21 protein-coding genes are annotated in these 19,382 nt (G+C 71.7%); 8 read left to right on the top strand and 13 right to left on the bottom strand.

The window, feature by feature from the left end:
- Positions 1-33 precede the first annotated feature (33 nt).
- The 3 genes from EEJ42_RS13140 to EEJ42_RS13125 form a co-directional block, all read right to left on the bottom strand.
- Complete coding sequence (locus EEJ42_RS13140) at positions 34-564, bottom strand: DUF6114 domain-containing protein (protein WP_123100127.1); 531 nt, start codon at positions 562-564, stop codon at positions 34-36.
- 141 nt (positions 565-705) lie between these two features.
- Positions 706-1,323, bottom strand: a complete 618-nt coding sequence (locus tag EEJ42_RS13135; protein ID WP_009714968.1) for a DUF6230 family protein — start codon at positions 1,321-1,323, stop codon at positions 706-708.
- A 567-nt stretch (positions 1,324-1,890) separates the two neighbouring features.
- Positions 1,891-2,853: a tetratricopeptide repeat protein gene (locus EEJ42_RS13125; RefSeq protein WP_123100126.1), complete on the bottom strand. Its 963-nt coding sequence runs from the start codon at positions 2,851-2,853 to the stop codon at positions 1,891-1,893.
- Between the two features lie 135 nt (positions 2,854-2,988).
- On the opposite strand from EEJ42_RS13125, the gene EEJ42_RS13120 reads away from it, so the two are divergent.
- The gene (locus tag EEJ42_RS13120; RefSeq protein ID WP_123100125.1) at positions 2,989-3,660 is read left to right on the top strand and encodes a TetR/AcrR family transcriptional regulator; all 672 of its coding nucleotides are present in this window, start codon (positions 2,989-2,991) and stop codon (positions 3,658-3,660) included.
- Here the strand turns inward: EEJ42_RS13120 and icmA are convergent.
- The 4 genes from icmA to EEJ42_RS13100 form a co-directional block, all read right to left on the bottom strand.
- Positions 3,636-5,336: a coenzyme B12-dependent isobutyryl-CoA mutase large subunit gene (icmA, locus tag EEJ42_RS13115; RefSeq protein WP_123100124.1), complete on the bottom strand. Its 1,701-nt coding sequence runs from the start codon at positions 5,334-5,336 to the stop codon at positions 3,636-3,638. The two genes, EEJ42_RS13120 and icmA, sit on opposite strands and share 25 nt — an antisense overlap.
- Before the next feature lie 110 nt (positions 5,337-5,446).
- The gene (locus EEJ42_RS13110; protein WP_123100123.1) at positions 5,447-5,785 is read right to left on the bottom strand and encodes a DUF3817 domain-containing protein; all 339 of its coding nucleotides are present in this window, start codon (positions 5,783-5,785) and stop codon (positions 5,447-5,449) included.
- 52 nt (positions 5,786-5,837) lie between these two features.
- Positions 5,838-6,362, bottom strand: coding sequence for a MarR family winged helix-turn-helix transcriptional regulator (locus tag EEJ42_RS13105; protein WP_123100122.1), 525 nt, complete (start codon positions 6,360-6,362; stop codon positions 5,838-5,840).
- 21 nt (positions 6,363-6,383) lie between these two features.
- Complete coding sequence (locus tag EEJ42_RS13100; RefSeq protein WP_123100121.1) at positions 6,384-7,736, bottom strand: MFS transporter; 1,353 nt, start codon at positions 7,734-7,736, stop codon at positions 6,384-6,386.
- An 83-nt stretch (positions 7,737-7,819) separates the two neighbouring features.
- On the opposite strand from EEJ42_RS13100, the gene EEJ42_RS13095 reads away from it, so the two are divergent.
- Positions 7,820-8,809 carry an ArsR/SmtB family transcription factor gene (locus EEJ42_RS13095; RefSeq protein WP_123100120.1) on the top strand — a complete coding sequence of 330 codons (990 nt, stop codon included), beginning with the start codon at positions 7,820-7,822 and terminating at the stop codon, positions 8,807-8,809.
- 41 nt (positions 8,810-8,850) lie between these two features.
- Here the strand turns inward: EEJ42_RS13095 and EEJ42_RS13090 are convergent, their stop codons facing one another.
- Positions 8,851-9,144 (bottom strand): MTH1187 family thiamine-binding protein, encoded by a 294-nt coding sequence (locus EEJ42_RS13090; RefSeq protein ID WP_123100119.1) that lies wholly within the window; start codon positions 9,142-9,144, stop codon positions 8,851-8,853.
- Positions 9,141-9,485: a DUF3817 domain-containing protein gene (locus EEJ42_RS13085; protein WP_123100118.1), complete on the bottom strand. Its 345-nt coding sequence runs from the start codon at positions 9,483-9,485 to the stop codon at positions 9,141-9,143. Before EEJ42_RS13085 ends, EEJ42_RS13090 begins: the two co-directional genes overlap by 4 nt.
- Positions 9,486-9,621: 136 nt before the next feature.
- Here EEJ42_RS13085 and EEJ42_RS13080 point away from each other — a divergent pair, with 136 nt between their 5' ends.
- The 4 genes from EEJ42_RS13080 (at position 9,622) to EEJ42_RS13065 (ending at position 12,158) form a co-directional block, all read left to right on the top strand.
- On the top strand, positions 9,622-10,260 hold the full coding sequence (locus EEJ42_RS13080; protein ID WP_123100117.1) for an AIM24 family protein: 639 nt from the start codon (positions 9,622-9,624) through the stop codon (positions 10,258-10,260).
- On the top strand, positions 10,260-10,910 hold the full coding sequence (locus tag EEJ42_RS13075) for an AIM24 family protein (RefSeq protein WP_123100116.1): 651 nt from the start codon (positions 10,260-10,262) through the stop codon (positions 10,908-10,910). The genes EEJ42_RS13080 and EEJ42_RS13075 overlap by 1 nt, the downstream gene beginning before the upstream one ends.
- Positions 10,907-11,587 (top strand): AIM24 family protein, encoded by a 681-nt coding sequence (locus tag EEJ42_RS13070; RefSeq protein WP_123100115.1) that lies wholly within the window; start codon positions 10,907-10,909, stop codon positions 11,585-11,587. Before EEJ42_RS13075 ends, EEJ42_RS13070 begins: the two co-directional genes overlap by 4 nt.
- A 94-nt stretch (positions 11,588-11,681) precedes the next feature.
- Positions 11,682-12,158 carry a MarR family winged helix-turn-helix transcriptional regulator gene (locus tag EEJ42_RS13065; RefSeq protein WP_123100114.1) on the top strand — a complete coding sequence of 159 codons (477 nt, stop codon included), beginning with the start codon at positions 11,682-11,684 and terminating at the stop codon, positions 12,156-12,158.
- On the opposite strand, the gene EEJ42_RS13060 is transcribed toward EEJ42_RS13065, so the two are convergent.
- The 4 genes from EEJ42_RS13060 to EEJ42_RS13045 all read right to left on the bottom strand — a co-directional run bounded on the left by EEJ42_RS13060 (position 12,155) and on the right by EEJ42_RS13045 (position 16,459).
- A complete protein-coding gene (locus EEJ42_RS13060; protein WP_123100113.1) occupies positions 12,155-13,537 on the bottom strand; it encodes a sensor histidine kinase in 1,383 nt (460 codons plus the stop codon). The genes EEJ42_RS13065 and EEJ42_RS13060 overlap by 4 nt on opposite strands.
- Entirely contained in the window at positions 13,530-14,186 is a 657-nt protein-coding gene (locus tag EEJ42_RS13055) for a response regulator transcription factor (protein ID WP_123100112.1), read from the bottom strand. The genes EEJ42_RS13060 and EEJ42_RS13055 overlap by 8 nt, the downstream gene beginning before the upstream one ends.
- A gap of 53 nt (positions 14,187-14,239) precedes the next feature.
- The gene (gene meaB / locus EEJ42_RS13050; protein ID WP_123100111.1) at positions 14,240-15,214 is read right to left on the bottom strand and encodes a methylmalonyl Co-A mutase-associated GTPase MeaB; all 975 of its coding nucleotides are present in this window, start codon (positions 15,212-15,214) and stop codon (positions 14,240-14,242) included.
- 63 nt (positions 15,215-15,277) lie between these two features.
- On the bottom strand, positions 15,278-16,459 hold the full coding sequence (locus EEJ42_RS13045) for an acetyl-CoA C-acetyltransferase (RefSeq protein ID WP_184503065.1): 1,182 nt from the start codon (positions 16,457-16,459) through the stop codon (positions 15,278-15,280).
- Positions 16,460-16,613: 154 nt separating this feature from the next.
- On the opposite strand from EEJ42_RS13045, the gene mce reads away from it, so the two are divergent.
- Together mce and scy are read left to right on the top strand one after the other, a co-directional pair.
- Positions 16,614-17,054: a methylmalonyl-CoA epimerase gene (gene mce, locus EEJ42_RS13040; RefSeq protein WP_009714985.1), complete on the top strand. Its 441-nt coding sequence runs from the start codon at positions 16,614-16,616 to the stop codon at positions 17,052-17,054.
- Between the two features lie 252 nt (positions 17,055-17,306).
- The coding region (scy, locus tag EEJ42_RS13035) for a polarized growth protein Scy (protein WP_281291447.1) at positions 17,307-19,382 on the top strand (2,076 nt) is incomplete at its 3' end.

Raw genomic sequence — 19,382 nt, 5'->3', positions numbered from 1 at the left:
CGGCGCGGACTTCCGTCCGCGGCCTGCTCCTCTTCACCCCGCACGGTGCCTCCCATTCGTGGCTTCCTGGTCCGGTGCGGGTCCGGCTCCGGCCGGCTCCGGCACACCGCCATCGTCAGCGCCGTCCTTGGGCGCGGTTCCCGGCCCCTCGGCCGGCTGTGCCGTGGGGGTCTCGCCCGGCGCCCAGGCGACTCCCATGCCACCGCCGAACAGGGCGAGGAGGAATCCGATCAGGAAGCCGCCGATGTTGGACACGGGCAGCGACACCAGGCCGAGCAGGATCGAGGCGACCCCGGCGAACACCCGCACCATGGGCTGGAACCACATGGTCAGACCCAGCATCACCAGCAGTACGCCGATGATGAGCGAGGCGGATCCGGCGGTGGTGGACAGGTTGATCGTGAACCCGCCCGCGTTGAGGCTGTTGTACGGGAAGTACATGATCGGCAGCCCGGCCAGGGTGGTGAGCAGCCCCGCCCAGAACGGGCGCTGCCAGCGCCATGCCCTGAAGGACTTGCGCCAATGGCTGATACGGTCACGCGCCCCCGGCGACTCGGCACTCATTGAAAACAGCTCCCTGGGGCTGGCGATCTGGACGATCGCAAGTGTTCTACTGCGGTACTGAACTGCGTGGCGCCTGAGCGCTGCTGGGCGATGCCGGGTGAGGGGCAGCGCCGCGGCCCCCCACCCTTCCAGCTCAGCGCTCTAGAAGCACTCGTTCTTGCCCTTGCTGACCTTCATCGAAAGGCCGGAGAGCTTGAACGTGCCCGCACTGGTCGCCCAAGCGGTCTGCTTCACACCGGTCAGCGTCGCCGAATCGGCCTGCTGGGCGAAGGAGCCGGGAAGGGCCTTGTCACCCTTGTTGATCCCGGGACCCTTGTTCGCATCGCCCGCCGCCACACCGATGTCGATGCCGCGGAACGTCGCGTCGGCGTCCAGCTGGTCGAGGTCGATGAAGAGGTTCTTCGCCTCCACCGTCTTGCTGCCGTTACCGGCCGACAGCTTCAGCGACACATCGCCGAAGACCGGGACCGGGACGACCACCGACTGGCACAGACCCTTGAGCTTGGCGCTCTTGAACGCGGACACCGCGACGGGGATGTTCTTCCCGCCGTGCTGGGTGTCTATCGCGCCGTACTGGGCGAAGCCCGTACCGTCGAGCCGGTCGACCGCGACCTTGAACTGCTGGCCGGACACGTTGAACGAGGCCGCGAGCGCACCCTGTGACAGGGCGACGCCGATCGCGGCCGTGGCAGCAACGCTCGGGACCATGACAACGGCGAACCGCTTCCATCTGGTCCCGCCACGAGCCAGGGACTCCATGACTTTCCTCCTTCTCGGACGTACATCTCCGGATCGGGGCCGCGGCCCCGAACTGGGATGGGAGAAGTGCTACGTCCTCGGGAAGGAGAGCGCCCACGTCTCACAGGCGCGAACTGCACCCGCCGAAACACCGGCGATCACCCCCGAGCGACAACCACTGGCCACGCTTCTCGCGCAACCTCCTGGACAGGCCCTGCCCGTTGGGCAGAGACCCCCCTGTCCACGGCCGACGCCACTGCCGCCGGCCTGCCCGGTGGGGACCCACCCGCAGCACCGCACCGACCGGTTGCCGGGCTTCGTTGAAGATGGACCGAGCTTGGCCGATCGTGGTCCATTCACGGCCGGGGCACAAGGGGTTCGTTACTAGCGAGTAACGGGCTGATAACCGATCTGCGGCAGGTCGGTCGAGCCCGGGTACGCAGGGTCGCCGCCCAACGGCCGGAAAGAGGGGGAGATTTAACGGCAAGAACGGACAAAGCCCCGCCGCGGCCTTACTAGCAGTAACAGCAGCCGCGATTACCAAGTTTTGGTAAAGCGCGGCCGCTGTTCCGTTTGAGAGCCGCGAGGTCAGAACAGGACGCGCGCCAACGCGCTACGCGCCGTGACCACTCGGGGATCGTCACCGCCGATCACATCGAAGAGGCTCAGCAGGTGGAGCCGGACCGCCTCGCGGTCCTCCCCCGCCGTGCGCCGCACCGCGTCGACCAAGCGACCGAAGGCGTCCTCCACATGACCGCCCACCAGATCCAGGTCGGCCGCCGCGATCTGCGCCGCCGAGTCCGCCGGGCTGTCGGCGGCCGCCTTGCGCACCTGCTGCGCGTCCAGACCCTGCACCCGCTCCAGCAACTGGGCCTGGGCCAGACCGAGCTTGGCCTCCGCGTTGGCCGGGTCGTCGTTCAGCACGTTCTGATACGCGCGGACGGCACCGCCCAGGTCGCCCGCGTCCAGCGCCTCGTGGGCCGCGGCCAGCGCGCTGTCGTACGGACCCGCGGGCGCCTCCGGGGCCTCCTGCCCTGCGTCCTCCGCCGCGGGCTCGGCCGGGGCGCCGACGATGCCGAACTGCTGCTCCGCGGCCTGGACCAGCTGGTCCAGCACCTGGCGGATCTGCGCCTCCGGCGCCGCGCCCTGGAACAGCGGCACCGGCTGCCCGGCGACCACCGCGAACACCGCGGGGATCCCCTGCACGCCGAACTGCTGGAAGAGCATCTGGTTGGCATCGACGTCGATCTTCGCGAGGACGAACTTCCCCGCGTACTCCCCGGCCAGCTTCTCCAGGATCGGTCCGAGCTGCTTGCACGGCTCGCACCACTCAGCCCAGAAGTCGATGACGACCGGCACTTCGGTGGAGCGCTGGAGGACGTCCTGCTGAAAACCCGCCTCGTCGACGTCGAAGACCAGGCGCGTGGGCGCGGGCGCGCCCGTGCGGGCGGCGTCGGCCCGCGCCTTCTCCGCCTTCTGCTTCGCTTCCCCGGCCGCCTTCACCGCGGCGAGGTCGACCACTCCACTCATGGACATGTTCCGTGGCTGCATGGTCCTATCCTCCCCTCTCGACGCGGTGAATGGAAAAGCGCACCAGCCGATCCGCGGACAGGCCGGTCTTACGCTACGAGCCGTAGCGTAACCGGCCGGGACACCCGCGTCTACCTGCGAGTAGGGTCATGCGCCATGAGCCCGCCCAGCAGGCGCACAGGGCGCCCCCGCAGCGTCGAGGCCGACCGTGCCATCCTCGGCGCGACGCGTGCCGCCCTGGTCGAGCTGGGCTGGGGAAAGCTCACGATGGGCGACGTCGCGGCACGCGCCGGAGTCGCCAAGACGACCCTCTACCGCCGCTGGGCGGGCAAGAGCGAGCTGGTCGTGGACGCGGTCGCCGCGGTCTTCGACGAGCACCTGATGTCGGCCGACTGCGGCAGCCTGCGGGCGGACATCGAGAACGTGGTGGTGCGCTTCGCCGAGCTGCTGGAGCTGCCCGAGACCAAGACGGCGCTGATGGCCGTGGTCGCCGAGGCCACCCATGACGAGGCGCTCGGGGCCCGGGTCCGGTCCGCGATCGTGGACCGGCAGAAGCGGCTGGTGCTGATCGGCCGGGAGCGCGCGCAGCTGCGCGGCGAACTGCCGCGCGAGGACGATCCGGGCGCGGCGGCCCGCAACGCGGACCTGATCTTCGACGTGATCGCGGGCTCGGTGGTGCACCGGCTGCTGGTCAGCGCGGAGCCGGTGGACACGGAGTGGGCCCAGGGCTTCTCGACGCTGCTGCTGCACGGGCTGGCCGCGACGGCGCACCCGGGCGAAGCGAGCGCGCCGCCGGAGAGCGGTCAGAACCCGGCGGGCTCGGTGTAGATCCCCCACTCCCCGCGCAGCGCGTCACAGATCTCGCCGAGCGTCGCCTCGGCGCGCACCGCCTCCAGCATCGGCTCGATCATGTTGGAGCCGTCCCGGGCGGCCGCCACCAGCGTCTTCAGCCCCTCGGCGACCATGACATCGTCCCGTCCGGCCCTACGGGCGCCCAGCACCCGCACCTGCTCGCGCTCGACCTCGTGACCGACCCGCAGGATCTCCAGGTCGCCGGTGACCGAGCCGTGGTGACAGTTGACGCCGACGACCTTCTTGTCCCCCTTCTCCAGCGCCCGCTGGTACTGGAAGGCGGACTCGGCGATCTCCCCGGTGAACCAGCCGTCCTCGATGCCGCGCAGGATGCCGGAGGTGATCGGCCCGATCGGATGCTGCCCGTCCGGTACCGCCCGGCGGCCGCGCTCCTTGATCTGCTCGAAGATCTTCTCGGCGTCGGCCTCGATGCGGTCGGTGAGCGCCTCGACGTACCAGGAGCCGCCCAGCGGGTCGGCCACGTTCAGGATGCCGGTCTCCTCCATCAGCACCTGCTGGGTGCGCAGGGCGATCTCGGCGGCCTGCTCGCTGGGCAGCGCGAGGGTCTCGTCCAGGGCGTTGGTGTGCAGCGAGTTGGTGCCGCCGAGCACGGCGGACAGCGCCTCCACGGCGGTCCGTACGACGTTGTTGTACGGCTGCTGGGCGGTGAGCGAGACCCCGGCGGTCTGGGTGTGGAAGCGCAGCCACTGCGCCTTCTCGGACGTCGCCCCGTACGCGTCGCGCATCCAGCGGGCCCAGATGCGGCGGGCCGCCCGGAACTTGGCGATCTCCTCGAAGAAGTCGACGTGGGCGTCGAAGAAGAAGGACAGGCCGGGCGCGAAGGAGTTGACGTCCAGGCCGCGGGAGAGGCCCAGTTCGACGTAGCCGAAGCCGTCGGCGAGGGTGTACGCCAGCTCCTGCGCGGCCGTCGCCCCCGCCTCGCGGATGTGGTAGCCGGAGACCGAGAGCGGCTTGTACGCGGGGATGCCGCGCGCGCAGTACTCCATCAGGTCGCCGATCAGCCGCAGATGGGGCTCGGGCGGGAAGAGCCACTCCTTCTGCGCGATGTACTCCTTGAAGATGTCGGTCTGGAGCGTGCCGTTGAGCACCGCGTGGTCCACGCCCTGGCGCTCGGCGGCGACCAGGTACATGCAGAAGACGGGGACGGCCGGGCCGCTGATCGTCATCGAGGTGGTGACGTCGCCGAGCGGGATGTCCTTGAAGAGGATCTCCATGTCGGCCGCGGAGTCGATCGCGACGCCGCAGTGGCCGACCTCGCCGAGCGAGCGCGGATCGTCGGAGTCGCGGCCCATGAGCGTCGGCATGTCGAAGGCGACCGACAGCCCGCCGCCGCCCGCCTCGAGGATCATCTTGTAGCGCTCGTTGGTCTGCTCGGCGTTGCCGAAGCCCGCGAACTGGCGGATGGTCCAGGCGCGGCCGCGGTAGCCGGTGGCGTAGAGACCCCGGGTGTACGGGAACTCGCCGGGCCAGCCGATCCGCTCGAATCCCTCGATCGTGTCACCCGGCGCGGGCCCGTAGACCGGCTCGACCGGGTCCCCGGACAGCGTCGAGAAGTCGGCCTCGCGCTTGTGCGCCGCGTCGTACCGGGCCTGCCAGCGGCGGCGGCCCGCCTCAATGCCTTCGGCGTCCATACGTCAAATTTACTAGGACGTCCAACTAATTGTCGACGGCTGACGGCCCGTGTCGGGCCGACCGGGTGTCCGGCCGACCCGTTCCCGCAGGTCGGAAGGGGAAGAGCGGCTCAGGCCTTCGCGGTCTCGGGCTCGGATCCGCTGACCAGCGGCTCCAGCTCGCGGGAGACCTTGCGCTCGACGAAGAAGGCCGCGGTCGGGATGGTGCCCGCGAGCAGCACCCAGGCCAGCTTGCCGAACGGCCACTTCGCCTTGGAGCCCATGTCGAAGGCGAAGACCAGGTAGAGGACGTACAGCCAGCCGTGCGCGATGCCGACGACGCTGGTGAACCCGGCCGCGCCGCTCACGTCCAGCAGATACTTGGCGATCACGCCGATGGTCAGCAGGATCAGCAGCACACCGGTGACGTAGGCCATCGTCCGATAGCGGGTCAGGACGGATCGTTTCATGCGGTTGAGCGTAACCGCCCGTTCCGGGTCGATCTTCGCCGCCCCCGGGCGGTTACGCGCCCTCTTCCCCGGCGTCCTCGAAGTCCTCCGCGGCGATCCGCAGCGGACGCAGCATCCGGAAGATCTCCCCGCACTCGTCGGCGTCGTACACCCCGAGCCCGAAGTCCATCGCCATCAGGTCGCGGGTGGCCGACTCGACCACCTCACGGCCCTGCTCGGTGATGGTGGCGAGGGTGCCGCGGCCGTCGGCCGGATTGGGCCGCTTGTCGACCAGACCCGACTTGACCAGGCGGTCCACCGTGTTGGTGACCGAGGTCGGGTGCACCATCAGCCGCTCGCCGATCTTGGACATGGGCAGCTCACCGGACTTGGAGAAGGTGAGCAGCACCAGCGCCTCGTAGCGCGCGAAGGTCAGTCCGTACGGCTTGACCACCGCGTCGACCTGACCGAGCAGGATCTGGTGGGCCCGCATGATCGACGTGATCGCGGCCATCGACGGCACGGACCCCCATCGCTGCTTCCAGCGCTCATCGGCGCGGGCGATGGGGTCGAACGGCAAGCTGAGCGGCTTCGGCACGATACCGACCCTACCGGCCGGTCATATCGCGGTCAGCCCGGTCTCACCCCTCGAACCGGCCGCACCCGGCCCCGGCCCACTTCTACGCACCGTACGCCGCACCTCCAGCGCCACCAGGAGCGAGCACAGCGCGCCGCAGCCGCCCGCCAGCGCCGCCACGGCATGCACCGGCACGAACTCCGCGACGGCTCCCGACACCGCCATTCCCAGGCCCTGCGCGGTCATCAGCCCGGCCGTCAGCACGGTCATCGCCCGGCCCCGCAGCTCCTCCGGCACGGCCGCCAGGAACCACTGGTCGAGGCCGAGGGTGTAGGCGATCCCGAAGCCCGTCACCACCTGGAGGGCCAGCGCCCAGCCGAACGAGGGATCCGCGGCGTACCCGACGGCGGGCAGCGCCGCGAGCACCCCCACCGGCAGCGTCAGCCGGGCCCGTCCGCGCGGCCCCAGCAGGGAGCCCGCCAGGACCTCGCTCACGACCGCGCCGACCGGCATCCCGCACATCAGCAGCCCGAGCCCGACCGAGCCCAGCCCCTGGGCGTCCGCGTACGGCGTCAGCAGCGCCTCCGGCATCACCACGAACATCGGCGGCACCCAGGACAGCAGCAGCAGCGCCCGGACCCGGCGGTCGGCGAACAGCTGCCGGACGCCGCGCAGCGAGTCCCCGAGCAGCGCCCCGCCTGATGGGCCGGTCTTGTGGCGCGCGGGGCGGTGGCGGGTGCCGAAGCGGAGCAGCAGCGCCGAGCAGCACAGCCCCGCGGCCGTGATCGCGAGGACCGTGCGCGGCGACACGGCGGCCAGCAGCAGCCCGCCCGCCGCGAACCCGGCCAGCTGGGCGCTCTGCGCGGTGATCCGGATGACCGAGCGGCCCAGGACGAACAGATCGCCCTCGCCGACGATGTCGCCGAGCGTGGCCGACCGGGTGCCGCTGAACACGGGCGAGATCGCCGCGGGCACGCAGCGCAGCGCGAGCAGCACGGCCACCGGCATCCCGGGCACCGTCATGGCGGCCACGCAGCACGCGTGCAGCAGATCGCACACGACGAGCACCCGGCGGGCCGGGTAGCGGTCGGCGACGGAGGACAGCAGGGTGCCGCCGATCACGTACGGCAGCAGCGCGGTCGCGAAGGTGAGGGCGCTGAGGAGGGGCGACCCGGTGAGCCGGTAGACGAGGACGGACAGCGCGATGCCGCCCGCCATCTCGCCCAGCATCGAGATGAGGTGCGCGGCGAAGACCGTGCGGAACTCACGGACGGCGAAGACGGCCCGGTAGCCGGTGCGCGGCGACTCCGCGCCCGGGGCCCGGAGCGGGTCCGCGCGCGGTGATCCGTCCGTGGGTAAGGCGGGTGGGTCCGGCGCTTCGGGGGCGTTCGGCATGGGCACAACGGTGCCCGGGCGGACGGGCGGGCTCTAGTGTTTCGGGCGAGGCCGAATCACGAGCCCCGCCGAAGGGGGACGCCATGCCGCTCCACCTGCGCTTCGGCAAGGACGACCTGCTGCGCTGCCGGTTCGCCGTCTCGCCGCTGGGCCAGACGCATGAGGCGGTGAGAACCCTGCGCCGCCGCGAGCGGCACGGCTATCACCTGCCCTGGCTGCGGCGGGTGCGGGACGCGGTGGCCGGGCTCGACCTGTCGGAGCTGTGGCTGCTGATGCCGGTGCGGGGCGGATACACGCCGGACTTCCTGGGGCGGCCTCCTGAGGAGCCGTACGCCTCGTTCGAGGACGAGCTGGCGCGGGTGCGGGCGACCGACGCGGACACCGCGCACCGGGAGCTGTCGCGCTCGCTGGCCTGTACCCGTGGCGCGGCCGCCACCCCGGCGGGCGCGGCGATGCTGGACGATCCGGCCGGCGCCGTCCACCGGCTCGCCGATCTCACCGAGAAGGCCTGGCGGCTGCTGGTCGAACCGGACTGGCCGCGGCTGCGGAGCCTGCTGGAGGCCGATATCGCCTACCGTTCGCGGCAGCTCGCGGACGGCGGTCTGGAGCGGCTGTTCGCGGATCTGCGCCCGGGGCTGGCCTGGGCCGACGGCACGCTGAGGGTCCGTACCCGGTACCAAGCGGTGATGAACCAGGAGCTGGGCGGGCGGGGCGTGCTGCTGATGCCCAGCGTCTTCGTCTGGCCGGATGTGGTGAGCGGCTTCGCCCCGCCGTGGCAGCCGACCGTGATCTACCCGGCGCGCGGGGTGGGCAGGCTGTGGCGGGAGCCGGACGCGGGGGCGGCGCAGGCGCTGGGGCGCCTGCTCGGGGCGAACCGGGCGGCGGTCCTGGCCGCCCTGGAGGAGCCCGCCTCCACGACCGCCCTCGCCCACCGCCTGGGCCTGGCCCCGTCGTCGGTATCGGCCCATCTGACCGTGCTGCGGGCGGCGGGCCTGCTGGTGTCACGCCGCCGGGGCCATCAGGTGCTGTACGAGCGCACCCCGCTGGGGATGACCCTGGCGGGCGGAGGGTGAGCCGTTCCCGTACGCCACGAGGCGACTGGGCAGCTACGCGGCTACGCGGACAGGTGGCGCTCCACCGTGTCCACCTTCGAGGTGAGGCCGTCCGTCACGCCCGGGCGGATGTCGGCCTTCAGGACGACGGAGACGCGCGGAACACGCGCCTCCACCGCCGCCACGGCGCGCTTGACCACGGCCATGACCTCGTCCCACTCGCCTTCGATCGAGGTGAACATCGCGTCCGTACGGTTCGGCAGCCCCGACTCGCGCACCACCCGCACCGCGTCCGCGACGTACTCCCCCACGTCCTCGCCGACGCCCAGCGGGGTCACCGAGAAGGCGACGATCATACGTTGACCACGCCCTCGCGACGGGCCCGCGCCGCGATCACACCGGCCTCGGCCTCGCGCTTGAGCTTGCGCTCGGCGAAGAAGCCGCCGGTGGGCAGGACGGAGAGGACGAAGTAGAGGACGGCGGTCTTCCAGCCCCACTTGGTGCGGTTCCAGGCGTCCGCCCAGAAGACCACGTAGAGGATGAAGAGGACGCCGTGCACCATGCCCATCACCGGCACCGCGTTGAAGTCCGTGGTGCGCTTGAGCACCGAGCAGACGAGCAGCAGCAGGAAGGACACGGCCTCGGGCGCGGAGACCAGGCGGAGCCGGCGCAGCGCGGTGGCGGTCTTGAAGTCCACGAGAGCACCTTCGCATGAGGAGACACGGACAACGGATCGGACAGGGCGCTTGTGAAGCCATGCACAAGCGCTCCTATTGTCGCAGCCCCGCCCGCGATCATTTCTCCCGGGTGGCGGGACCGATACCGTCGGTTCCGTGGCTCACTTTCGGCTCCAGGGATCCAGGGTGCTCGCCGTCGACCTGACCGGCGACTCCGTGAAGGCGAAGAACGGCGCGATGGTCGCGTACGAGGGGGACATGACCTTCAAGAAAAGGACGGGCGGCGGGGAGGGCTTGCGCGGCATGGTGACGCGGCGGCTCACCGGCGAGCAGATGGAGGTCATGGAGGTGAAGGGGCACGGCACGTGCTACTTCGCCGACCGGGCGAGCGAGATCAACCTGGTGTCGCTGCACGGCGAGAAGCTGTACGTGGAGGCGGGCAACCTGCTGTGCACGGACGCGGCCCTGCGCACCGGCACCTCCTTCACCGGGCTGCGCGGCTCCGCGCAGGGCAACGGGCTGTTCACCACGACCGTGGAGGGCACCGGCCAGGCGGCGCTCGTCTCGGACGGCCAGGCGATCGTGCTGCGCGTGACCCCGCAGACCCCGCTCCAGGTCGACCCGGGCGCGTACGTGGCCCACACCGGCAACCTCAAGCAGCACTTCCAGTCGGGCGTGAACTTCCGCGCGCTGATAGGTGAGAGCGGGGGCGAGGCCTTCCAGATCCGCTTCGAGGGCGAGGGACTGGTGTACGTGCAGCCCAGCGAGCGCAACACGATCGGGGGCGATGTCTGATGCCGTTCACCAATCTCACCTCCCGCATGGTGGAGGCCCAGGTGATGCCCGGCCAGACGCTGTTCAGCCAGCGCGGCGCGATGCTGGCGTACCGCGGCCAGGTGCGGTTCACGCCGAGCATCACCGGCGGTCAGCGCGGGGTGATGGGCATGATCGGGCGGCGGGTCGCGAACGAGGCGACGCCGCTGATGACCATAGAGGGCCAGGGCACCGTGATGTTCGGGCACGGCGGACACCACGTGCAGGTGATCGACCTGGTCGGCGACACGCTGTACGTGGAGTCGGACCGGCTGCTGGCGTTCGACGGCTCGCTGCGCCAGGGCACGATGTTCCTGGGGTCGCAGGGCGGGGTGATGGGCATGGTGCGCGGCCAGGTGACCGGCCAGGGGCTGTTCACCACCACGCTGGAGGGGCAGGGTTCGGCGGCGGTGATGGCGCACGGCGGGGTGATCGAGCTGCCGATCCAGCCGGGGCGTCCGGTCCATGTCGATCCGCAGGCATATGTAGCCCACCGGGGTGATGTTCGCAATAAGCTCTCGACGGCCCTCGGCTGGCGCGACATGGTGGGCCGCGGCTCGGGGGAGGCCTTCCAGCTGGAGCTGTCCGGCACCGGCACGGTCTACGTCCAGGCATCGGAGGAGAAGCTGTGAACGGCCCCGTCATCCACGACGCGTACACGCTGCCGGCCGACGACAACGTCAATCCGTACGCCTTCAGCGTGGAGTTGGACGGGCAGTGGTTCCTCCAGAAGGGGAAGATGGTCGCCTACTACGGGCAGATCGGCTTCCAGGGCATCGGGCTCGGGCGGTTCGACCGGCTCGTCGCGGGCAGCTTCCACTCGCCCCTGCACGCCGCCGAGTGGGTGGTGGCGGAGGGCAAGGGCAAGATGGTGCTCGCGGACCGCGCCTTCGACGTCAACTCCTATGACCTGGACGACGGGAACCTCACCATCCGGTCGGGCAATCTGCTCGCCTTCCAGCCGTCACTGGCGCTGAAGCAGTCGATCGTGCCGGGCTTCCTGACGCTCATCGGGACGGGGAAGTTCGTGGCGGCGTCCAACGGGCCCGTGGTCTTCATGGAACCGCCGATCCGGGTCGATCCGCAGGCGCTGGTCGGCTGGGCGGACTGCCCGACCCCCAACCACCACTACGACCACGAGTATCTGCGCGGGGTCATGGGCGGCATCCGGGCGCACACCGGACTCGGGGGCACATCGGGCGAGGAGCACCAGTTCGAGTTCGTGGGCGCCGGGACCGTGCTGCTCCAGTCGACGGAGGAGTTGATGGAGGAGATAGCCGTCGGCGCGACGGGGGGTACCGGTTCGTGAGCGTGAACATGCGGAGTGTAACGTCGAACAGGTGACCTCTAGCCCGATACATCCATTGGTTCGGAATTCAACTTCTATAGGTAGAATACATCCCATGGAGACCGAGAACGGCACACGCTGGCTCAGCGATGAGGAGCAGCGCGCCTGGCGCACCCACCTGGACGTCAGCCGGCTGCTGACCTACCAGCTCGAACGAGACCTCCAGCCGTTCGGACTGACCATGAACGACTACGAGATCCTGGTCAACCTCTCGGAGTCGGAAGAGCACCGGATGCGGATGAGCGACCTCGCGTCCGCGACGCTCCAGTCCAAGAGCCGTCTCTCCCATCAGATCACCCGGATGGAGAACGCCGGGCTGGTCCGCCGCGAGAACTGCGAATCCGACCGGCGCGGGCTCTACGCCGTCCTCACCGAGCACGGCTGGGACACCATGCGCAAGGTCGCGCCCCACCACGTCGAATCGGTGCGCAAGCACTTCATCGACCTGCTGTCCCCGGCCGATCTGGAGGCGCTGTACGGGTCGCTGGTGCCCGTGGCCGACCATCTGCGCATCCAGCGCGGCCGCGTCTAGCTCAGCGGCAGCCGCACCTCGAACAGGGCGCCGCCGCCCGGCGCCTCACCCACGGTCAGCGTGCCGCCGTGCCGCACCACCACGTCCCGCGCGATGGCGAGGCCGAGCCCGGCCCCGCCATCGTCGCGGCTGCGGGCGTCGTCGAGCCGTACGAACCGCTCGAAGATCCGCTCCCGTTCGGACTCCGGCACCCCGGAGCCGTCGTCGGCGACCGCGACCACGCCCTCGGCGCCGTCCGCCCGCACCGACACCCGCACCTCGCCGCGCGCGTGCCGCTGCGCGTTGTCGACCAGGTTGCCCAGCACCTGGGTGAGCTGCCCGCGGGAGCCGGTGGCGGCCACCGCAGCCAGGTCGGTGCGCACCGGCACCCGGTCCCCGGTCCGCTGCTCCACCGTCTCCCGCACCAGCTCGTCCAGCTCCACCCTGCTGTCCGCGCGGGGGCGCTCCCCCGCGTCCAGCCGGGCCAGCAGCAGCAGATCGGCCGCCAACCGCTGGAGCCGCACCACATCCTCGACCGCGCCCGGCAGGTCCAGCAGCTCGGGGTGGGCCACGCCCACCTCCAGCTGGGTACGGAGCGAGGCCACCGGCGAGCGCAGCTCGTGCGAGGCGTCGGCCACGAACGCCCGCTGCCGCTCCACCGCCGCCTCCAGCGCAGTGAGCGTCTCGTTGGTGGTCCGGGCCAGCCGCGCCACCTCGTCGTGCGAGTCCGGCTCGGGCACCCGCCGGGACAGGTCCGTACTCGCCGTGATGGCGGACATCTCCTGCCGGATGCCCTCCACCGGCCGCAGCGCGCGCCGCGTCACCAGCCAGGTCACCCCGGCGACCACGAGCAGCAGCAGCGGCAGCCCGATCAGCATCGCCTGCCGCACCGTGCCGACCGCGTCGCGCTCGGTGGCCAGCGGCGCGCCCGCGTAGACGGTGACCTCGTCGCCCTGCGGGCTGGTGGCCTCCACGGCCGCCCAGCGGTAGTCGGCGGTGGTGCCGTCGATCCGGGCGGAGCCGTTGACGTACTTCACGTCGCCGTCGACCTCGCCCTCCTCGCGCTCGCCGTCCGGCGCCACGGGCACGGGACGCACCGACGGGCTCGCCGTGCCCGTCACGGCCTCCAAGTCCTCGCTGACCGCCCGCACCCGGCGCTTGTCGTCCACCACCTGCACCGGGGTGTCGTCGTCCAGGTCCAGAGCGCGGTAGCCGGTCCCCGCGGCTATCTTCGACGCCACCTCGCGCGCCTCCACCTGGGCGTGCAGCCCGGCCTGGTCCGCCAGGTTGCCCTGGAGCACCCGCAGGACCGCGAGCCCCGCGGCCACCAGTGCCACGGCCACCACCACGGTCGCGCCGAGCGCGGCCCGCGCCCGTACCGAACCGAATGCCCTACCCACGGAGCCGGTACCCCGCTCCCCGCACGGTCTCGATGAACCCCGGCCCCAGCTTGCGGCGCAGGGCGCTGACGTACACCTCGACGATGTTGGGGTCGCCGTCGTACGCGAAGTCCCACACGTGCTCCAGGATGTCCGCCTTGGAGCAGACGTCCCCGCCGTTCATCGCCAGGTGCTCCAGCACCGAGAACTCCTTGGCGGTCAGGGACACCTCGTCCCCGTCCCGTTCCACCCGGCGCGCGCCCCGGTCCACCGCGAGCGCCCCCACCCGCAGCACCGGCGAGGCTCCGGCGCCGCGCCGCCGCAGCAGCGCCCGCACCCGGGCGACCAGCACGACGTACGAGAACGGCTTGGTCAGATAGTCGTCGGCGCCGGTGTCCAGCCCCTCCGCCTCGTCGTACTCGCCGTCCTTCGCCGTGAGCATCAGGATCGGCACCTCGTGCCCGGCAGCCCGCAGGGCGCCGCAGACGCGGTAGCCGTTCATCCCGGGCAGCATGATGTCGAGGACGATCAGGTCGTACGCGCCCTCCTGGGCCCGGTGCAGCCCTTCCCGTCCGTCGTGCACCACGTCGACCGCGAACCCCTCGGCCCGCAGCCCCTTGGCCAGCGACAGGGCGAGCCGCCGCTCGTCCTCCACAATCAGCAAACGCATGGGGCCAAGCGTGGCAGAGCCCACCTGAAGGATCCTTCAGGTGGGCTGCGGGCCTACGCGCCCGCCGCCCTTTCTGTGACGCCCGCCACCAGCTCGTCCGCCGCCGCGTACGGGTCCAGCTCGCCCGCCACGACCCGCTCCGCCAGCGCGCCCAGGCGGCGGTCGCCGTGCAGATCCCCGATGCGGGCCCGCAGCGCGGTCACCGCGATCGTCTCGACCTCGCCCGCCGCGCGCCGCATCCGGCGCTCGGCCAGCACGCCGTGCTCCTCCATCCACGCCCGGTGCTTCTCCAGGGCCTGCACGACCTCGTCGGTGCCCTCGCCGCGCGCCGCGACGGTCTTCACGATCGGCGGCCGCCAGTCCCCCGGTGCCCGGGCCTCGCCCAGGCCCAGCATGTGGTTCAGCTCGCGGGCGGTGGCGTCGGCGCCCTCCCGGTCGGCCTTGTTGACCACGTACACGTCGCCGATCTCCAGGATCCCGGCCTTGGCCGCCTGGATGCCGTCGCCCATGCCCGGGGCGAGCAGCACCATGGTCGTGTCGGCCTGGGCGGCGATCTCCACCTCGGACTGGCCGACGCCGACCGTCTCCACGATCACCACGTCGCATCCGGCCACGTCCAGCACCCGGATGGCCTGCGGGGCGGCCCAGGCGAGGCCGCCCAGATGCCCGCGGGTGGCCATGGAGCGGATGTAGACGCCGGGGTCCGAGGCGTGCTCGGACATCCGGATCCGGTCACCGAGGAGCGCGCCGCCGGAGAAGGGCGAGGAGGGGTCGACGGCGAGCACCCCGACCCGCTTCCCCGCCCTCCGGTACGCCGAGACGAGCGCGGAGGTCGACGTGGACTTGCCGACCCCCGGCGAACCGGTCACCCCGACCACGTACGCACCCTGCGCCAGCGGCGCCAGCGCCGCCATCACCTCGCGCAGCCGCGGGGAGTCGCCCTCGATCAGCGAGATGAGCCGGGCGACCGCGCGCGGCCGCCCCTGCCGGGCCTGCTCCACCAGCGTGGGCACATCAGCGTCAGCCATGGGTGCCGCGCTCCTCGTCACTCGTACGGACGACCGGTTTCGGCCACGTCATACCCCGGGGAGTTATGCCCCCGGGACGCGGACGATCAGCGCGTCGCCCTGGCCGCCCCCGCCGCACAGCGCCGCCGCGCCGACGCCGCCGCCGCGCCGCCGGAGCTCCAGCGCCAGGTGGAGCACGATGCGGGCGCCGGACATGCCGATGGGGTGGCCGAGGGCGATCGCGCCGCCGTTCACGTTCACCTTTTCGGAGGAAAGGCCCAGGTCCTTCATTGACTGCACGGCGACCGCGGCGAACGCCTCGTTGATCTCGATCAGGTCGAGATCGTCCACCGTGAGCCCCTCCTTGCCCAGGGCGTGCGCGATCGCGTTGGACGGCTGGGACTGGAGCGAGTTGTCGGGCCCGGCCACATTGCCGTGGGCGCCGATCTCGGCGATCCACTCCAGGCCCAGTTCCTCGGCCTTCTCCTTGCTCATGACGACGACGGCGGCCGCCCCGTCGGAGATCTGCGAGGACGATCCGGCCGTGATCGTCCCGTTCCCGTCGCGCGCGAAGGCCGGGCGCAGCTTGGCCAGGGACTCCACGGTGGTCTCGCCGCGGATGCCCTCGTCCTTGGCGAAGACGACCGGGTCGCCCTTGCGCTGCGGGATCTCGACCGGGGTGATCTCGGCGTCGAACAGGCCGTTCTTCTGGGCGGCGGCGGCGCGCTGGTGGGAGCGGGCGGCGATCTCGTCCTGCTCGGGGCGGCCGATGCCGAGCCGGGTGTTGTGCGCTTCGGTGGATTCGCCCATGGCGACGTTCTCGAAGGCGTCGGTCAGGCCGTCGTGGGCCATGGCGTCGAGCATCTGGATCGCGCCGTATTTGTGGCCGTCGCGGGAGCCCGGCAGCAGATGGGGCGCGTTGGTCATGGACTCCTGGCCGCCGGCCACCACGATGTCGAACTCCCCGGCCCGGATCAGCTGGTCGGCCAGCGCGATGGCGTCCAGTCCGGACAGGCACACCTTGTTGACGGTGAGGGCGGGGACGCTCATCGGGATACCGGCCTTGACGGCCGCCTGACGTGCGGGAATCTGCCCGGCACCGGCCTGGAGCACCTGCCCCATGATCACGTACTGCACCTGGTCACCGGTGACCCCGGCCCGCTCCAGCGCGGCCTTGATCGCGAAGCCTCCCAGGTCGGCACCGGAGAACGAGCGCAGGCTGCCGAGGAGGCGGCCCATGGGGGTACGGGCTCCCGCCACAATCACAGATGTCGTACGAGTCATGGTGCGTCCTCCGCGGGGAGAAGGAAGTTAACGAGGGTTATCGTCAATGTACTGACGAGTACCCGCCCGGTCACCGCCCCATCGGTGTGATCGCGCGCACGTTGCGTAACCGGCCGTGTAGCGGTGCACTAAGCCCATGCTGACGAGAATCGACCACATCGGGATCGCCTGCTTCGACCTGGACAAGACCGTCGAGTTCTACCGTGCCACGTACGGCTTCGAGGTGTTCCACTCCGAGGTCAACGAGGAGCAGGGCGTCCGTGAGGCCATGCTGAAGATCAACGAGACCTCGGACGGCGGGGCCTCCTACCTCCAGCTGCTGGAGCCGACCCGGGAGGACTCCGCGGTCGGCAAGTGGCTGGCGAAGAACGGTGAGGGCGTCCATCACATCGCGTTCGGCACCGCCGACGTCGACGCCGACTCCGAGGCCATCCGCGACAAGGGGGTCCGGGTGCTGTACGAACAGCCCCGACGTGGGTCGATGGACTCGCGCATCACGTTCCTCCACCCCAAGGACTGCCACGGTGTGCTGACCGAACTCGTGACCGCGGCGACACCCGGTGAAGCGGACCACTGAAGCGGACCACTGACCTACCCCTTCCCCGGCCGGTAGAGTGCAGGCTCGGCCGGGGTACGGGAATCGAGAGGGATCGGGGTCCGGCCCGGGCTGAGCCGATGATCTGACACCATTTCTTCGGAAGGGCCAGCTCCGGTCCGCCCGGCACGCATCACGCCGGGTCGGGGCCGCGAGGGACCGCAAGGGACTGCCAGGAACCGCGCGGTACGGAGCCGGCCGCCACCGCGACCAGGGGACGGATGGGACCGCGCAGTGCGGGGCTACGACCGCTACGAGCCTGACGATCACCTCTCGAAGTTCGAGGCCGAGATGGAGCGGCTGAAGAACGAGCGGGAGAAGGCCGTCCAGCACGCCGACGACCTCGGCTACCAGGTCGAGGTTCTGCGCGCCAAGCTGCACGAGGTGCGGCGCGCGCTGGCGAGCCGCCCTGCCTACGACAGCGCCAACGTCGGCTACCAGGCAGAGCAGTTGCTGCGGGACGCCCAGCTCCAGGCGGAGCAGGTGCGTGCCGACGCCGAGCGCGAGCTGCGGCAGACCCGCGCCCAGACCCAGCGGCTGCTCCAGGAGCAGGCCGAGCAGCAGGCCCGGCTCGAAGCCGAGCTGCACGCCGAGGCCGTGGCCCGCCGTCAGCGGCTGGACCAGGAGCTGGCCGACCGCCGCGCCACGGTCGAGTCCCACGTCAACGAGAACGTCGCCTGGGCCGAGCAACTGCGTGCCCGCACCGAGGCGCAGGCCCGCCGGCTGCTGGACGAGTCCCGGGCCGAGGCCGAGCAGGCGCTGACCGCCGCCCGCGCCGAGGCGCAGCGCCTCGCCGACCAGGCCCGGGAGCGGCTGGGCTCGGAGGCGGAGGCCGCCCGCGCCGAGGCCGAGGCGATCCTGCGCCGGGCCCGCACCGAGGCCGAGCGGCTGCTGACCAAGGCGGGGGCGCAGGCCCAGGAGGCCACCGAGCACGCCGAGCAGCTGCGCACCTCCACCACCCAGGAGTCGGACCAGGCTCGTCGGCACGCCGCCGAGCAGACCCGCGCCGCGGAGGCGCGGATGCTGGAGGCCGAGACGGCGCTGCGCGAGGCGCGCGCCGAGGCCGAGAAGGTGCTCGGCGAGGCGAAGGACGCGGCGGCCAAGCGGCTTTCGGCCACCGAATCGGACAACGAGCAGCGCGCCCGCACCGCCAAGGCGGAGGTCGCCCGGCTGGTCGGCGAGGCCACCAAGGAGGCCGAGGCGATCCGCGCCGAGGCCGAGCAGATGCGGGACGACGCCCGCGCCGAGGCCGAGCGGCTGCTCTCCGAGGCCGGTGAGGACGCCCGGGCCCGGGTCGCCGAGGACTCGGCGGCGCAGCTGGCCAAGGCGGCGCGCAGCGCCGAGGAGGTGCTGTCCCGCGCCTCGGAGAAGGCGCAGGCCACCACCAAGGCGGCGGCCGAGGAAGCGGAGCGCATCCGGCGCGAGGCCGAGGCGGAGGCCGACCGGCTGCGCTCGGAGGCGCACGACACCGCCAACCAGCTCAAGGGCGCGGCGAAGGACGACACCAAGGAGTACCGCGCCAAGACCGCCGAGCTCCAGGAGGAGGCGCGGCGGCTGCGCGGCGAGGCCGAGCAGCAGCGGTCGGACGCGGTCGCCGAGGGCGAGCGGATCCGGGCCGAGGCGCGCCGCGAGGCGGTCGAGCAGATCGAGGAGGCGGCCAGCACCGCCGAGGAGCTGCTGACCAAGGCCAAGCAGGACGCGGAGGAGACGCGTTCGGGCGCGACCGCCGAGAGCGAGCGGGTCCGCACCGAGGCGATCGAGCGGGCGAACGCGCTGCGCCGCCAGGCCGACGAGCTGCTGAAGCGGGCCCGCGGCGAGGCCGAGGAGCTGGTGACCTCGGCCGAGGAGCAGGCCGGGCGGGTCAAGGAGGAGGCGGCCCGTACCGCCGAGGAGCTGCGCGAGGAGGCCGAGCAGGCGGCCGAGGCGCGGCGCAGCGAGGCCGAGGCCGAGCTGACCCGGCGGCACGAGGAGGCGGAGGCGCGGTTCAGCTCCGCCGAGCAGGAGCTGAACGACGCCCGGACCGAGGCCGAGCGGCTGCGCCGGGAGGCCGCCGAGGAGGTCGAGCGGCAGCGCGCCGAGTCCACCGAGCGGCTGGACGCCCTGCGGCAGCAGGCCGAGGAGGAGGCCGACCGGCTGCGCGACGAGGCCGCCGCGGACGCGTCCAACGCGCGCGCCGAGGGCGAGTCGGTGGCGGTGCGGCTGCGGAGCGAGGCCGCCGCGGAGGCGGAGCGGCTGCGGAGCGAGGCGCAGGAGACCGCGGACCGGGTGCGGGCGGAGGCGGCGAGCGCCGCCGAGCGCATCGGCGCCGAG

It is taken from the genome of Streptomyces botrytidirepellens (assembly GCF_003721215.1).
GTDB classification, from domain to species: Bacteria; Actinomycetota; Actinomycetes; order Streptomycetales; family Streptomycetaceae; genus Streptomyces; species Streptomyces himastatinicus.
The sequence above is the reverse complement of the archived record's forward strand: the minus strand, read 5'-3'. Positions and strand labels throughout refer to the sequence as shown.

Bases quoted from the DNA above. Each gene is read 5' to 3' on its own strand.
- icmA (WP_123100124.1), bottom strand. From the start codon at position 5,336: ATGGACGCCGAAGGCATTGAGGCGGGCCGCCGCCGCTGGCAGGCCCGG.
- EEJ42_RS13095 (WP_123100120.1), top strand. From the start codon at position 7,820: ATGCCGCTCCACCTGCGCTTCGGCAAGGACGACCTGCTGCGCTGCCGG.
- meaB (WP_123100111.1), bottom strand. From the start codon at position 15,214: ATGGCTGACGCTGATGTGCCCACGCTGGTGGAGCAGGCCCGGCAGGGG.
- EEJ42_RS13140 (WP_123100127.1), bottom strand. From the start codon at position 564: ATGAGTGCCGAGTCGCCGGGGGCGCGTGACCGTATCAGCCATTGGCGC.
- EEJ42_RS13125 (WP_123100126.1), bottom strand. From the start codon at position 2,853: ATGCAGCCACGGAACATGTCCATGAGTGGAGTGGTCGACCTCGCCGCG.
- mce (WP_009714985.1), top strand. From the start codon at position 16,614: ATGCTGACGAGAATCGACCACATCGGGATCGCCTGCTTCGACCTGGAC.
- EEJ42_RS13120 (WP_123100125.1), top strand. From the start codon at position 2,989: ATGAGCCCGCCCAGCAGGCGCACAGGGCGCCCCCGCAGCGTCGAGGCC.
- EEJ42_RS13055 (WP_123100112.1), bottom strand. From the start codon at position 14,186: ATGCGTTTGCTGATTGTGGAGGACGAGCGGCGGCTCGCCCTGTCGCTG.
- EEJ42_RS13090 (WP_123100119.1), bottom strand. From the start codon at position 9,144: ATGATCGTCGCCTTCTCGGTGACCCCGCTGGGCGTCGGCGAGGACGTG.
- EEJ42_RS13135 (WP_009714968.1), bottom strand. From the start codon at position 1,323: ATGGAGTCCCTGGCTCGTGGCGGGACCAGATGGAAGCGGTTCGCCGTT.
- EEJ42_RS13075 (WP_123100116.1), top strand. From the start codon at position 10,260: ATGCCGTTCACCAATCTCACCTCCCGCATGGTGGAGGCCCAGGTGATG.
- EEJ42_RS13110 (WP_123100123.1), bottom strand. From the start codon at position 5,785: ATGAAACGATCCGTCCTGACCCGCTATCGGACGATGGCCTACGTCACC.
- EEJ42_RS13100 (WP_123100121.1), bottom strand. From the start codon at position 7,736: ATGCCGAACGCCCCCGAAGCGCCGGACCCACCCGCCTTACCCACGGAC.
- EEJ42_RS13065 (WP_123100114.1), top strand. From the start codon at position 11,682: ATGGAGACCGAGAACGGCACACGCTGGCTCAGCGATGAGGAGCAGCGC.